A 13,005-nucleotide genomic window follows, 5' to 3' on the forward strand; every position below is an offset into this window, starting at 1 on the left:
GGTCGTCGCCGGCCACGGGGCCGGTCCCGAGGCGGAGGCGCTCGCCCGCGCCCTCGGCGCGCCGCTCGTGGCCGAGGTCTCGAGCGGGGCCCACTTCGGCCCGAACCTCGCGCTCGGCTTCCGCACGCTGCTCGGCGACGCCGAGCTCGGCGGCGTCGTGGGTCGGGTCGTCGTGCTCGGACACCCGACCCTGACCCGCCAGGTCCCTGCCCTCCTCACGCGCGCGGGCGTCGAGGTCGTCGTCGTCCGCGGCGCGACCGCCGACGCGTACGACCCGGGCCGGTCGGCCACGGTCGTCGCCGCCGTCGACGTGGTCGAGACCGCAGGAGGCACGCCCGACGACCGCGCCCACCGCGCCTGGGTGGGCCGCTGGGTGCACTCCGGACGCCGGGTAGTCGGCGACGACGAGGCCGCGCCCGACCTGGAGGCCGCCACGAGCGACGACGGCTCGGCACGGGCCGAGTTCCTCCGGGGCGAGGTCGCCCTGCTGCGGCGTCCCGTGACCCGTCGCGCCCTGGCCGAGACCCTGTGGCGCGTGACGTGGCCGCACGACCGGCTGGTCCTCGGCGCCTCCCGCCTCATCCGCGAGGTCGACGAGGTCGTGCCCGGCAAGAAGGTCCGCGTCCACGCCAACCGCGGTCTCGCCGGGATCGACGGCACGGTGGCGACGGCCACGGGCATCGCCCTCGCCAGCCAGGTCGACGACGGGGCGCCGGGCGTCACCCGCGTGCTCCTGGGTGACCTCACCCTGCTGCACGACGTCGGCTCGCTCCTGTTCGGCGACGGCGAGGTGCGGCCTCGGCTGCAGGTCGTGGTCGGCAACGACGGCGGGGGGACGATCTTCGACGGCCTCGAGGTGGCGGCCACGGCGCCGGTCGACGCCATGCGCCGCGTGCAGTTCACGCCGCACGGTGTCCGGCTCGCGGGGCTGGCCGCCGCGTACGGCTGGCACCACGTGCTCGCCTCGACGCGTGCCGAGCTCGACCAGGCGCTCGCGAGGGCCTGGGACGGCCCCGTGCTGATCGAGGTGCCGCTCACGCGCTGACCGCGCGGCGCGCGCTGACCGTGCGGCGCGCGCTGACCGTGCGACGCGTGCGGACCGTGCGCCTCCTGCCCGCCCGTCGTCCCTCGATCGACGCGCCCGTGCGGTCGTCGGCCCCCGGCCGTAGGCTCGTGCCCATGGCCAAGACCTGGACGACCCAGCCCACCGAGATCCTCCGTGCCGGCCCCGAGCTGAGCCTCGCCGAGATCGACCCTGCCTCGACCCCCGGCTTCTCCGGCGACAAGCGCTACGCCGCGCAGGTGCTCGAGTCGGGTCGTGACACCCTCGGCGAGCTGCAGGAGAAGCTCTTCGCGGGCAGCCGCACCGGCGGGTCGCAGGGGAACGTCCTCCTCGTGCTGCAGGGCACCGACACGGCAGGCAAGGGCGGGATCGTGCGCCACGTCGTCGGCGCTGTCGACCCGCAGGGCGTCGCGCACCACGCCTTCAAGGCCCCCACCGAGGAGGAGCTGGCCCACGACTTCCTGTGGCGCATCCGTCGCGAGCTGCCCGGTCCGGGCATGATCGGCGTCTTCGACCGGTCGCACTACGAGGACGTCCTGATCGGCAAGGTCCGGCGGCTCGCCCCGCCGGAGGAGATCGAGCGGCGCTACGACGCGATCGTCGAGTTCGAGCGCGAGCTGGTCGACGCCGGGACGACGATCGTCAAGGTCATGTTGCACCTCTCTCGCGACGAGCAGAAGGAACGGCTCGTCGAGCGGCTCGACCGACCCGACAAGCACTGGAAGTTCAACCCGGGCGACATCGAGGAGCGGCTCGTCTGGGACGACTACCAGAGCGCGTACGAGACCGCGCTGCGACGCACCTCGACGGACGAGGCGCCGTGGTACGTCGTGCCGGCCGACCGCAAGTGGTACGCCCGGGTGGCCGTCCAGCGCCTCCTCGTCGACGCCCTCGCGTCCCGCGGGCTCGACTGGCCGTCCGCCGACTTCGACGTCGAGCTCGAGCGCACCCGCCTCGCCTCGACCTAGTCGGTCCCGTCGTGCCGCTCCTCCGGTACCGGGGGAGGACGCGACCACGTCGCCCGCTCCCCGATGCTGGCGGCATGACCCACATTCCACATTCCACGGTCTCTGTCCCGGGTGCCGTCGACGCGGCCCGCCCCTCTGAGCGAGCCGTCTCGGGCCCGGCCGTCGGCCCCGTCCGCCTCCGCCCTCCGGGCGGGGCCGGCCGGATCGTGGCGATCGACGTCGTGCGGGGCCTCGCCGTGCTGGGCATGGTCGCCGTGCACACCGTCGGAGCCCTGAGCCCCGTGGTCGACGCCGTCGTCGTCGGCCACACCTCCGTCCTCTTCTTCCTGGTCGCCGGCGTGACGGTCGGGCTCACGGCATCGCGACGTCGCGCCGACGGCGCCGTCGAGGTGACCGGCCGAGCGCTCCTCGTCCCCCGCGCCGTGGTCGTCTTCGCGCTCGGCGTCGTGACGATCGTCACGATCCTGCCCGTCCACGGGCTGCTCCTGCTCGTCCTCGCCGCCGTGGTCGACCTCCGTCCGCGAACGCTCGCGATCTCGGCCGTCGCAGCGGCGGCGGTGACGGCACCCCTGGGCCTCCTGCTGGGGACGGCCCGCGACGCGGGGACGTTCGACGTGCTCACGTCGCTGGCGCAGGGCACCGTCGACGTGCTCGTCCAGGCTGCGGCCTACCTGGTCGCCTCGCTCGCCGGGGCCGCCGTCGGCAGGCTGCTGGCCCAGGGGGCGCTGCGGGTGGGCGTCCTCGCCGTCGTGGGCGCGTCCTGCGCCGCTGCCGCGTACGGCGTGGCGCTGCTCGCCTCCGTCGTCGACCTCGGCCCGCTCGCGTCCTCGCTCCTGTCCGCGGAGGCCCACTCGGGCTCGCCGGTCGAGATGATCGGCTCGACGGGGCTCTGCCTGCTCTTGCTCGCCGCTGTCCTGGCCCTCCCCTCGTCGACCCACCGTCTCCTCGAGCCCGTCGCCGCCGTGGGCGCGCTCGCGCTGACGATGTACCTGCTGCACTTCGTGGTCGTCCTCGCGTTGCTGCCCCTGGCCACCACGGAGGCAGGCCAGTTCGCCGTCTTCGCCGCGTCCGCCTCGGTCCTCGTGGTCGTCGCCCTCCTCGTTCGTCGGCGGTTCCGGCGGGGGCCTCTGGAGTGGCTCGTGGCGACCGGCGCTCGTCGGCTCGCGGGCGGCTGAGCCCGACGACGACGACGGCCCTCGAGGCGGGCGACGTGGCCGCCTGTCGCTAGGCGCGGCTCCGGAGGGAGTCTCCGGCGCCCCGCGGCAGCCGCAGCCCCTCGGGCAGGCTCACGAGGGCCAGCGCCGCGAGGACGACGAGGGCGACCTGGTATCCGGTGGCCGCGCCTCCCGTGCCCGCGGCAGTGGCGACCGTGTCGGCGACCCGGACGGTGAGCGCCGTCAGTGCCACGCCGAGGCCCACGGCGAGCTGTCCCGTGATCGACGCGATGGCGTTGGCCGGGGCGATCTGTGCGGCCGGCACGTCGGCGAACTGCAGGGTGTTGTAGGCCGTGAACCCCACCGACCGGAACACGCCGCTGACGAGCAGGATCGCGGCCACGAGCACGGGCGACGTGTCCGGCCCGACGACCGACGCGGCGACGAAGGTCGCGGCGAGCCCGACGGTGGCGACGACGATGATCGGCACGATGCGGAACCGGTGCATCAGGGGAGTCGTGAACGGCTTGACGCCGAGGTTGCCGACGAAGACCCACATGAGCATCAGGCCGGCCTCGACGGGCGACCAGCCGAAGCCGTCCTGCAGCAGCAGCGGGACGACGAAGGGCACGCCGTTCACGACGGCCCGGTAGAGGGAGCCGCTGAGGTTCGTGACCCGGAAGGTCGCGACCCGGAAGGGCTCGAGATCGAGGAGGGGGTGCCTGGCTCGACGGAACCACCGGCCGGCCGCGAGCCCGAGAGCCACCGCCACGACGACGAGCAGGGCCCCGAGCAGCACGGTCGCCTGGTCGCCGAGCAGCTCGAACGCGACGACGAGGGCGACGATCGCGCCGACGACGAGCAGGAGCCCCGGCCAGTCGAGCGGGTGCCGGTCGCCGACCTCGGGCGACGGCACGACCCGCCACGCCGCGAGGAGCAGCAGGGCGCCGATCGGCACGTTGACGAGGAACACCCACTCCCAGCCGAGGTGCTCGGTGAGGAGGCCGCCGATCAGGGGCGCCACGACGGGGGCCGCCAGGGCCGGCCAGGTCAGGTAGGCGATCGCCTTGATCAGCTCGGACTTCTCGGTGCTGCGCAGCACGATGAGACGCCCGATCGGCACCATCATCGCTCCCGCGGCGCCCTGCACGACCCGAGCCGTCGTCAGCGCGACGAGGTCGGGGCTGAGCGCACACGCGAGCGACGCCAGCGTGAACAGCACCACCGCGGCGAGGAACACCCGCCGTGCGCCCCACCTCTCGGCGAGCCAGGCGCCCAGCGGGATGAACGCGGCCACGGCGACCAGGTAGCCGGTGACCGCGATCCCCAGCTGAGCGGGCTGCACCCCGAAGTCACGAGCCACGGAGGCGGTGGCCGTCGACAGGATCGTGGCGTCGAGGTTCTCCATGAAGAAGGCCGCCGCGACCACGAGCGCCACCGGTCGCGACCAGCGCGGCGCGGCCGCCGCCTCCTCGGCTCCGGGCCCCGGCGCGGGGGTCGACGTCACAGCGAGAACGCCCCGACGACGGGCTGGAACTTCATGGTCGTCTCGGCGACCTCGCGCTCGGGGACGGACTCGGCGACGACGCCGGCGCCGGCGAACGCCCGGACGGTGCCGTCGGCGTGCACCTGGGCGCAGCGGAGCGCGATCGCCCACTCGCCGTCGCCGTCGGCGCCCACCCAGCCGACCGGCCCGGCGTACCGGCCGCGGTCGAACGGCTCGAGCCGCCGGATCAGCTCGAGCGCGCGCGGGGTCGGGGTGCCGGCCACGGCCGCGGTCGGGTGCAGGGCGGCGATCAGGTCGAGCGACGACGACCCGTCGGTGAGCCGCCCGCGCACGTCGCTGGCGAGGTGCCACAGGTTCGGCAGCTTCAGCGTGAACGGCTGCTCGCCCGTCACGACGTCGTCCGCGTGCGGGCCGAGCGAGAGGAGCAGGCTGCGCAGCGCGAACGCGTGCTCGTCGAGGTCCTTGGTCGAGGTGGCGAGGGCGTGGGCGGCCTGCTCGTCGGTGACGGCGTCGACGCCTCGTGCGCTGCTGCCCGCGAGGACGCGCGCGCTGACCTCGCCGCGCTCCGTGCGGACGAGGGTCTCGGGGCTGGCCCCGATCAGGCCGTCCACGGCGAACGCGTAGCAGTCGGGGTAGGCCGTGAGCAGGGTCGCGGCGACGAGCCGCAGGTCGGCCTCGGCGGGCAGCCTGCCCACGAGGTCGCGCGCCAGCACGACCTTGCTCACCTCGCCGTGCCGGATCGCCTGGACGGCCTGCGCCACTGCGGCCGCGTAGCCCGGCCCGGACAGCTCGCCGTCGACCATGCGGAGCCTCGTCGACGCGCCCACGGGAGACGCCGGGGGCAGCTCGGCCCCGTCGACCCTCGTGATCCAGGCCACGCCGTCACGACGCCCGAGGACGATGCGCGGCACGATCAGGACGCTCGTGTCGGCCGACTCGTCGTCGAACGCGAACGAGCCGAACGCCATCAGGCCCGTCCCCGGCACGCCGACCTCGTCGACGACGGAGGCGAGGCTCGCGACCGTGCGCCAGGCGACGGCCGCGTCGCGCATCCGGTCGGGCCCGGTGAACTCGAGCCGCAGCGCCTCGCCGATGCCGGCCATGCCCGCGCCGCCCCGCACGAAGACGAGCGGGCTGCGCGGGTCGACGACGTCGAGGAGGGGGCTGATGTGGTCGATCTGCGTGGTGCGGACGGACAAGGAGGGGACGTGCAGCGACGAGGGGACCACGGTTCGACCCTACTCGGGCCACGCACGGGGCATGCCGGTAGGATCGACCATCGTGACCAAGGCCGATATGAACAAGCAACCCGACGAGGTAGCGTCCATGTTCGACGGCGTCGCCCGCCACTACGACCGCACGAACGACGTGCTCTCCGCGGGCAACGCCGTCCTGTGGCGCGTCGCGACCGTCAAGGCGATCGGCGCGGGCCCCGCAGACCGCGTCCTCGACATCGCCGCGGGCACCGGCACCAGCTCGGCGGCCATCGCCGCGCGGGGAGCCGAGGTCGTCGCGCTCGACTTCTCGCACGGCATGGTCGAGGTCGGCCGTGAGCGTCACCCCGAGATCGAGTTCGTCGAGGGCGACGCGGAGCAGCTCCCGTTCGACGACGAGACCTTCGACGCCGTCACCATCTCGTTCGGCCTGCGCAACGTCAACCGGCCGAAGCAGGCGCTCGCCGAGATGCACAGGGTGCTCAAGCCCGGCGGCCGTCTCGTCGTCTGCGAGTTCTCGACGCCGCCGTTCGGCCCCCTCCGCGCCGCCTACGGCACCTACCTGCGGCACGTCATGCCGGTCGTGGCCCGGGCCGTGAGCAGCAACACGCCCGCCTACTCGTACCTCGCCGACTCGATCGACGCCTGGCCCGAGCAGCAGGTGCTGAGCCAGTGGCTGCGCGGCGCGGGGTTCACCCGGGTGGCGCACCGCAACCTGACGCTGGGCATCGTCGCCCTGCACCGGGGCCGCAAGCCGGCCGACCCGTCGACCCGCGCCTCCGCGGCGAAGAAGAAGTAGCCGCCGCCCCCGGGGCGGTCGACCAGACCAGACGAAGGTGACCCCTGTGAACCCGAGTGTGCCGCTCACCCGCCGCAGCAGCTCCCTGAGCTCGTCGCTCGGACTCGGCGAGAAGCTCTTCGCCTCGCCCTCCGACCGGCGCTTCGTGCAGTCGGTCGACGACGGCCTCGAGCTCGTCGAGCAGGGCCTGCTCCGCGAGATCGCGTTCGCCGACGAGATCGCCGACGCGACGACCCGCTACCTGCTCGCCGCAGGAGGCAAGCGCGTGCGCCCGACCCTGACCCTCCTCATCGCCCAGCTCGGCGACGGCGCCACCCCGGGCATCGTCGCGTCCGCCCAGGCGACCGAGATCACGCACCTCGCGTCGCTCTACCACGACGACGTCATGGACGAGGCGCAGATGCGCCGCGGGGTGCCCAGCGCCCAGACCGTATGGGGCAACAACGTCGCGATCCTCGCCGGCGACCTCCTCTTCGCCCGGGCCAGCACCATCGTGTCCGGCCTCGGACAGGAGGCGATCCTGCTGCAGGCCGAGACCTTTGAGCGGCTCTGCCTCGGCCAGCTGCACGAGACGGTCGGGCCGCGCGAGGGCGACGATCCCATCACGCACTACATCGACGTGCTCGGCGACAAGACGGGCTCGCTGATCTCGACCGCGGCCCGTGCCGGCGTGATGTTCTCGGGGGCGCCCCGGGAGTACCTCGCCCCCGTCGCCGAGTTCGGCGAGAAGATCGGCATCGCGTTCCAGCTGATCGACGACGTGATCGACCTCTCCGACCAGGCCGAGGAGACGGGCAAGCGCGCCGGCACCGACCTGCGCGCGGGCGTGGTCACCCTCCCGTTGCTCTACCTCCGTCAGGAGGCGCAGACCGACATGGAGGCGGCGGCCCTGCTGGGCGTCATCGACCAGGTGGTCGACGCCACCCGTGCCGCCGAGGACGGCGCCGACCCGGTCGACGAGGCCGAGTTCGCCGAGATCGTCCGTCAGCTCCGGGAGCACGAGGTCACCGACCGCACGCGCCGCGAGGCGCACCGGTGGGCGTCGGAGGCGCTGGCCGCCCTCGACGCGCTGCCGGCGGGCCCCGTCAAGAAGGCCCTCACCCGCTTCGCCGACCGGGTGGTCGAGCGCTCCGCCTGACCGGCTGCGCGCCTCCTCGGCTCCGCTCCCCGCCCCCACCCACAGACACCGCACCGTCCGCACGGCCGGCACCTCCGCGCCGTACACCAGCAGAGAGAGACAACTCGTGACAACCCTTCGACTGGCCATCGTCGGAGCCGGCCCCGCCGGCATCTACGCCGCCGACATCCTGCTCAAGGCCGAGAAGGCCTTCGACGTGTCGATCGACCTGTTCGAGCAGTTGCCTGCCCCCTACGGCCTGGTCCGCTACGGCGTCGCACCCGACCACCCCCGCATCAAGGGCATCGTCAACGCCCTGCGCGACGTGCTCGACAGCGGCGACATCCGGGTCTTCGGCAACGTCCGCTACGGCGAGGACATCACCCTCGACGACCTGAAGCAGCACTACAACGCGGTCATCTTCTCGACCGGCGCCATCAAGGACGCCGACCTCGACGTCCCCGGCATCGAGCTCGAGGGCAGCTACGGCGCCGCCGACTTCGTCAGCTGGTTCGACGGCCACCCCGACTTCCCGCGCACCTGGCCGCTGGACGCGCAGTCGGTGGCCGTGGTGGGCGTCGGCAACGTCGCCCTCGACGTCTCGCGCATCCTCGCGAAGCACGCCGACGACCTGCTGCCGACCGAGATCCCGGACAACGTCTACGCCGGGCTCAAGCAGTCCTCGATCACCGACGTGCACGTCTTCGGCCGTCGCGGACCTGCCCAGGTCAAGTTCACGCCGCTCGAGCTGCGCGAGCTCGGCGAGGTGCGCGACGTCGACATGGTCGTGCACGACGAGGACTTCGACCACGACGAGGCCTCGAAGACCGCGATCGCGACGAACAAGCAGGTCTTCGTCATCGACAAGGTGCTGAACCAGTGGCGTCAGCGCGAGGTCGGCACGGCGTCGCGTCGGCTGCACCTGCACTTCTACGCGAAGCCGCTCGAGGTCGTCGGCGACGACGAGGGCCGTGTCGCGGCGTTCCGGTACGAGCGCACACGGCCGGACGGACAGGGCGGCGTCGAGGGCACGGGCGAGATCCGCGAGGTCCCGGTGCAGGCGATCTACCGCGCCGTCGGCTACTTCGGCTCGCCCCTCGACGGCATCCCCTTCGACGAGCGTCGCGGCGTGATCCCGAACCACGAGGGCCAGGTCATGGACGACGACAACCAGATCATGCCCGGCGTCTACGCCACCGGCTGGATCAAGCGCGGGCCGGTCGGCCTCATCGGCCACACGAAGTCCGACGCCATGGAGACCGTCAAGCACGTCATCAACGACCAGGCGAGCTGGTGGCAGCCCGCCGACACGTCGGACGAGGCGATCCCCGCCCTGCTCGAGCAGCGCGGCGTCGAGTACACCGACCTCGAGGGCTGGCACCGCCTCGACCAGCACGAGCAGTCGCTCGGGGCACAGCACGAGCACGAGCGCGTCCGCGTCAAGGTCGTGCCCCGCGACGAGATGGTCCGCGTCTCGCGGTCCGGCTCCGGTGCGGGCCCGGACGCGGGCTCCGACTCCGACGCGGCGGTCGTGTCCGTCTGACGTGCCGCCGCCTCCTCTCGGGGGGGCGACCCGCGCCTCCTGCGTCCTGCCCCCGGGCGGGCTGCAGGAGGCGCGTCGTCGTCTCCGGGGAGCGCTCCCGGCGATCGCGTCACCCGCCCCGGCGCTCGTGGCTAAGCTGGTCGACATGGCAGACAGCTCTTTCGACGTGGTCAGCAAGGTCGACAAGATGGAGGCGGACAACGCCCTCCACCAGGCGCAGAAGGAGATCGAGCAGCGCTACGACTTCAAGGGCGTCGGCGCCTCGGTCGACTGGAGCGGCGAGAAGCTGCTGCTCAAGGCGTCGACGGAGGAGCGGGTCAAGGCCGTCCTCGACGTCCTGGAGTCGAAGTTCATCAAGCGCAGCATCAGCCTCAAGCACCTCGACGCGGGAGAGCCCTTCGCCAGCGGCAAGGAGTACCGCATCGAGGCCGCCCTCAAGGAGGGCATCGAGCAGGACGCCGCGAAGAAGATCGGCAAGATCATCCGCGACGAGGGCCCCAAGAGCGTCAAGAGCCAGATCCAGGGCGACGAGCTGCGCGTGCAGTCGAAGAGCCGTGACGACCTGCAGGCCACCATGGCCCTGCTCAAGAAGGCCGACCTCGACGTCGACCTCCAGTTCGTCAACTTCCGGTAGCAGCCGGCCCGGCCCGCGGCTTCTGCCCGCGCCGACCCCGGCTTCTGGTCTGGCCAGGCCCCGGCCCGCAGCGACGCGGCCCGCCCAGCCCGGCCCGGCCCCTGGTCTGGCACCGTCGGGCCGTAATTTGAGAGGTATCCGAGCGCGAGCCACCATCGGTGCTGTTCATCTCAGTGTGCGGAGCCGAGGAATGTCTCCCTTTGAGATGCCCAGTGTCCACATCGCCGCTTCGACCGTGGCGAGCACACCCGGCCAGGCGAACACGACGTCCGGGTAAGGGAACTCGAGCACGGTGTAGCCGAGGACGATCATCTCGGAGATCCGTCGTCGGTCGGAGTTGTACGACGCGGGCGAGGAGTGGTGGTCGACGCTCACGCACTCGACGATGAGCCGGTCGCCGATGAGCAGATCCGACCGGATCGACGTGGTCAGTTCCGGTTGCACGAGTGTCCCGATCCCCGCGTCCGCGAGTCGAACGCGTGCGATCGATTCCGTCCCCGACTCCGCCCGGCGGTCTGCGAGATCGACCGCGGCGCGCAGGCGAGCAGGCAACCGTCGGCGAACCAACTCGATGTCTACGGGGTCGACGACATGTCCCGCACGTTGGACCGAGTCGAGCACGGCCACTGCTTCCCACACGGGGAGGTGCAACAGGGACTGGGCCACTGCAGGGACTGGCGACACGACCAGCCCGTCGGCCAGCGGGTCGAGGTGGTGCGCGTCGCGGAGGACGACGACCGACTCGTCTCGTCGGGTGAGGCGGCGGCCCGCGTCGTCGGGGTGACGGAGTCGGTGGTCGTTCGCTCGCACGCTGACGAACAACGGCGCACCGTGCGGTTGCCATCCGCCGATGAGCGCCGTCGCAGACGGGCCGGCCAGGGCGCCGCCTACGCGGGCGGACCTGATGATCTCCCGCGGGAGATCCGGCGCCGCGTAGATGCCGTGGCGGACGCGGAGCAGATCACCAGCGCGCCACGTGCGGTCCAGCAGCTCCTGCGAGGCCCCGTCCTGTAGGAGCTGACGGCGTGAAGCGAGGCCACCGTGTCGAGCCAGCGGCTCGGAGAGAAGAGCGTCCATCAGCTGAGAGTGCTGAACCCGCTGCTGTCTCTCGCGCGACGCAGAGCGTGCTGTGGACAAGACGAGGTGCCCAGGCGCCGGGGGAGGGTCGACCGTGTCGATCAAGTCGATCAAGCAAACCGAGACAGATCCGCGCTCTGACGACGGCAGGGCTTGATGATCGGCGGCAGGAAGGCGGGAATCGCTCTCAAATTTTGGAAGAAGGAGGCCGGAGGGAGGGGGAGGGGCGGGGTGGTCAACGGGAGCCGCCGGAGGCTGTATATTTGTCTGGCGCCTCCGGTCGGTGATTACATGGGCCGGGCGTGCATGGCAAGTTACCCAAGCGGCCAAAGGGATCTGACTGTAAATCAGCTGGCGTAGCCTTCGGGGGTTCGAATCCCTCACTTGCCACAGTTCCATCGCTCCTCTCGGAGCAGGCGACACCACGACGGACTCGAGAGATCGGGTCCGTTCGTCGTTTCCGCGGTCGATCGAGCACGACCGCCAGGAGGCCCCATGGACGACACCAGCACCAGCCCCGACACCGGCACGAGCGCCGACACCGGCACGAGCGCCGACACCAGCCCGAGCGCCGACACCGGCCCGCAGGGCATCGCCGAGCTCCTGGCCCTCGCCGTCGACGTCACGACGGCCGCAGCTCGGCTCGCGGCCGCGCGGCGCGCCGAGGGGGTCGAGGTCGCCGACACGAAGAGCAGCCTCGTGGACGTGGTCACCCACACCGACCGCGAGGTCGAGTCGTTCCTCCGTGCCCGGCTCGCCGAGCTGCGTCCCGGCGACGGCTTCCTCGGCGAGGAGGGCGACCCCGACGACTCCTCCACGGGACTCACCTGGGTCGTCGACCCGATCGACGGCACCGTCAACTTCCTCTACGGGATCCCACAGTGGGCGGTCAGCGTCGCCGTCGTCGAGGGCGGCCCCGATCCGCTCACCTGGTCGGCCCTCGCCGCCTGCGTCGCGAACCCGCTCTCGGGCGAGGTGTTCACGGCGAGCCGAGGAGGCGGCGCCTGGCTGGGCGAGGAACGTCTCGTCCCGTCCGCCCCCGCCTCGCTCGCCGAGTCGCTGTTCGCGACGGGGTTCTCGTACGAGGCCGACCGGCGGGTCGAGCAGGCCGCCGTGGTGGGCCGCCTGATCGGGCAGGTGCGCGACCTTCGTCGCCTGGGAGCCGCCTCCCTCGATCTCTGCGCCGTCGCGGCCGGTCGTCTCGACGTGTACGCCGAACGTGGCCTCAAGCCGTGGGACCACGCCGCCGGCGTGCTCGTCGCGCAGGAGGCCGGCGCGGTGGTGCGCGGCGAGGAGGGCCAGGCGCCGAGCGGCAGGCTCGTGGTCGCGTCGGCACCGAACGTCGCCCGGGCGGCCGACGCTCTCCTCGAGGGTGCGCGGTTCTGACCTGCGTCTCGACAAATGGCCCTTGATCAGGTATTCCTGCGAGAAGCCCTGCGTCCACGTCGCCGTGGCACCCGAAGGCGGGTAGCCATCTGGTGAACGAGCGGCTACCCTTGACGAGTTCGTTACTTCTCCGTGACATTGGTCCGGAGTGGTCACGATGTCGACCTCGAGAGCCGATGAGCCCTCTCCCGCCCGAACCCCGAGGATCCATCACCCGTGTCGAAGTCCCACCCCATCGCCGAGCATGAAGGCGACCAGCAGTCGCGTCGTGCACCCGTCGATCAGCGGGATGACGCGACCGGAACCCCGGCGCAGCAGGTCTTCTTGACCCGCCGCGAGGCCCGTGAGGCCGAGCGTCGCGCCGCCGCATCCGTGTCTGCCCCCGCCGCTTCCGTGTCTGCCCCCGCCGCTTCCGTGTCTGCCCCCGTCGCGTCTCCTGCTGCCGACGTGCCCGTGCCTGTGGCCGTCGTGCCCGCACCCGTCACGTCGGCCGCCGCCGTCGAGACGGCCCCGGCCCCGGCCCACGCCACCAGGGCCGAGCGC

Annotated in this window: 11 protein-coding genes, 1 tRNA gene and 1 pseudogene; 10 read left to right on the forward strand and 3 right to left on the reverse strand. The window is 72.4% G+C overall.

The features are described from left to right. From RWM17_RS07235 to RWM17_RS07245, 3 genes and pseudogenes are all read left to right on the forward strand, one after another. Nucleotides 1-1,045: pseudogene (locus RWM17_RS07235) on the forward strand (2-succinyl-5-enolpyruvyl-6-hydroxy-3-cyclohexene-1-carboxylate synthase); the annotation flags it as partial. 134 nt (nt 1,046-1,179) lie between these two features. After that, a complete protein-coding gene (locus tag RWM17_RS07240; RefSeq protein ID WP_314102335.1) occupies nt 1,180-2,031 on the forward strand; it encodes a PPK2 family polyphosphate kinase in 852 nt (283 codons plus the stop codon). A 74-nt stretch (nt 2,032-2,105) separates the two neighbouring features. Then, entirely contained in the window at nt 2,106-3,206 is a 1,101-nt protein-coding gene (locus RWM17_RS07245) for a DUF418 domain-containing protein (protein ID WP_314102336.1), read from the forward strand. Between the two features lie 49 nt (nt 3,207-3,255). On the opposite strand, the gene RWM17_RS07250 is transcribed toward RWM17_RS07245, so the two are convergent. Further along, nucleotides 3,256-4,692, reverse strand: a complete 1,437-nt coding sequence (locus tag RWM17_RS07250; RefSeq protein ID WP_314102338.1) for an MFS transporter — start codon at nt 4,690-4,692, stop codon at nt 3,256-3,258. Beyond that, nucleotides 4,689-5,921: an isochorismate synthase gene (locus RWM17_RS07255; RefSeq protein WP_314102340.1), complete on the reverse strand. Its 1,233-nt coding sequence runs from the start codon at nt 5,919-5,921 to the stop codon at nt 4,689-4,691. Before RWM17_RS07255 ends, RWM17_RS07250 begins: the two co-directional genes overlap by 4 nt. Before the next feature lie 52 nt (nt 5,922-5,973). On the opposite strand from RWM17_RS07255, the gene RWM17_RS07260 reads away from it, so the two are divergent. From RWM17_RS07260 to RWM17_RS07275, 4 genes are all read left to right on the forward strand, one after another. Then, a complete protein-coding gene (locus RWM17_RS07260; protein WP_314102342.1) occupies nt 5,974-6,705 on the forward strand; it encodes a demethylmenaquinone methyltransferase in 732 nt (243 codons plus the stop codon). A gap of 46 nt (nt 6,706-6,751) precedes the next feature. Then, nucleotides 6,752-7,843: a polyprenyl synthetase family protein gene (locus tag RWM17_RS07265; protein WP_314102350.1), complete on the forward strand. Its 1,092-nt coding sequence runs from the start codon at nt 6,752-6,754 to the stop codon at nt 7,841-7,843. Nucleotides 7,844-7,949: 106 nt separating this feature from the next. Then, nucleotides 7,950-9,365 (forward strand): FAD-dependent oxidoreductase, encoded by a 1,416-nt coding sequence (locus tag RWM17_RS07270; RefSeq protein ID WP_314102343.1) that lies wholly within the window; start codon nt 7,950-7,952, stop codon nt 9,363-9,365. A 145-nt stretch (nt 9,366-9,510) separates the two neighbouring features. Then, the gene (locus tag RWM17_RS07275) at nt 9,511-9,999 is read left to right on the forward strand and encodes a YajQ family cyclic di-GMP-binding protein (RefSeq protein ID WP_123546714.1); all 489 of its coding nucleotides are present in this window, start codon (nt 9,511-9,513) and stop codon (nt 9,997-9,999) included. Nucleotides 10,000-10,164: 165 nt separating this feature from the next. On the opposite strand, the gene RWM17_RS07280 is transcribed toward RWM17_RS07275, so the two are convergent. Then, nucleotides 10,165-11,076, reverse strand: a complete 912-nt coding sequence (locus RWM17_RS07280) for a type IV toxin-antitoxin system AbiEi family antitoxin domain-containing protein (RefSeq protein WP_314102345.1) — start codon at nt 11,074-11,076, stop codon at nt 10,165-10,167. Nucleotides 11,077-11,384: 308 nt separating this feature from the next. Between RWM17_RS07280 and RWM17_RS07285 the strand changes: the two genes are divergently transcribed. The 3 genes from RWM17_RS07285 to RWM17_RS07295 all read left to right on the forward strand — a co-directional run. After that, a tRNA-Tyr gene (locus tag RWM17_RS07285) sits at nt 11,385-11,466 on the forward strand. A gap of 105 nt (nt 11,467-11,571) precedes the next feature. Further along, nucleotides 11,572-12,462 (forward strand): inositol monophosphatase family protein, encoded by an 891-nt coding sequence (locus RWM17_RS07290; protein ID WP_314102347.1) that lies wholly within the window; start codon nt 11,572-11,574, stop codon nt 12,460-12,462. A 216-nt stretch (nt 12,463-12,678) separates the two neighbouring features. Continuing rightward, nucleotides 12,679-13,005, forward strand: a 327-nt coding sequence (locus RWM17_RS07295; protein ID WP_314102348.1) for a hypothetical protein, incomplete at its 3' end; no start/stop codon positions are given.

Origin of the sequence: uncultured Frigoribacterium sp. (assembly GCF_963515265.1) — a bacterium.
Taxonomy (GTDB): domain Bacteria; phylum Actinomycetota; class Actinomycetes; order Actinomycetales; family Microbacteriaceae; genus Frigoribacterium.